This is a genomic window from Eubacterium xylanophilum ATCC 35991, assembly GCF_000518685.1.
Classification (GTDB): domain Bacteria; phylum Bacillota; class Clostridia; order Lachnospirales; family Lachnospiraceae; genus Eubacterium_F; species Eubacterium_F xylanophilum.
The window spans coordinates 1-1,162 of the sequence record NZ_JAEB01000050.1 but is presented as its reverse complement, the minus strand read 5'-3'; the positions used below and the strand labels follow the sequence as shown (position 1 = coordinate 1,162).

At 34.8% G+C, this 1,162-nt stretch carries 1 protein-coding gene; it reads right to left on the bottom strand.

The genetic code is table 11. The features are described from left to right. Window positions 1-73 precede the first annotated feature (73 nt). Window positions 74-958, bottom strand: coding sequence for a leucine-rich repeat domain-containing protein (locus L877_RS0107295; RefSeq protein ID WP_026835493.1), 885 nt, complete (start codon window positions 956-958; stop codon window positions 74-76). Between the last annotated feature and the right edge of the window lie 204 nt (window positions 959-1,162).

Sequence of the window (1,162 nt, the reverse complement as noted above, 5' to 3'; positions counted from 1 at the left end):
CATTAATGCAAATGTTGTCTTGATTATTCTATTTAGCATAATATTCTCCGCCTCCAAAAGTAAATACTTCACCTTAGAATTTCTTCGCCTTTACTACCTTTACCTTCTTGTTACCTGCATTCTTCATTATTATCTTCTTGTATTCTTTGTATTTTGACTTAGGTACAACCACCTTGATTTTGTGCGGTTCATAGGAGAAAAACAGCTTCTTTCCCCATTTTTTCACCTTTGTGGACTTTATCTTCACTGTTTTAATATTATACATAGATGAAAATGCTCTAAATCCTATCTCTTCTACATTTATAGGTATGGTAAGCTTTTTAATTCCACAGTGCAAAAATGCATAGCCGTCTATTTTTTTCAGCGATTTAGGCAGACGAAGTTTTCTGAGTTTGGTGTCTGAATCAACGAAGCTATCCCCTAACTCACGTACTCCGTTTTCTAATATCAACTCTTTTAAGTCTGGAATATCTGCTAGAGACCATTTTTCAAGTTTTTTTACACTTCCTGGTATAACCAATTTTTCTATACCTGTCATAGCAAATGCTCCGTCTTTGATTTTCTTTAGGCCATATGGCAACGTAATAATTTTTAGTTTCTGACAATTTTCAAAAGCTTGTCCAGAAATCTTCCTTATTCCCTTGGGAAGAATTACCTCTTTTACCTTAAGATAATCCATAAAGCACAAATATCCTACACTCTTTACATTTCCACTTATCACAAGTTTTGTGGCATCATATGTTTTGGTATACTGCACCCAGCCTGCAGCCTCTCCTAGATCATCTACATAATCCATGTATCCATTTCCCCATACCTTCAACAGCTTGGTTTTTGTATTATAGCTCCACTTCATATTCCTCCATGTTCCACCCTTTACTTTTGCAGTTACATCTGTGGATACAAACATGCTTAAGCATAACATCAACACAAATGTTGTCTTGATTATTCTATTTTGCATAGTATTCTCCGTCTCCATAAGTTTGTTTTTGGCCTAAAACTTCTTGGCTTTTACAACTTTTACCTTCTTGTTCCCTGCATTCTTTAGTATTATCTTCTTGTACTCTTTGTACTTTGATTTTGGGACAATCACCTTGATTTTGTGCGGTTTTCTACCATAAGTATAAAAGAGTTTTTTCCCCCATTCCTTTACTTTAACTGACTT

Coding starts and splice junctions, on each gene's coding strand:
- L877_RS0107295 (WP_026835493.1), bottom strand. CDS start 958: ATGCAAAATAGAATAATCAAGACAACATTTGTGTTGATGTTATGCTTA.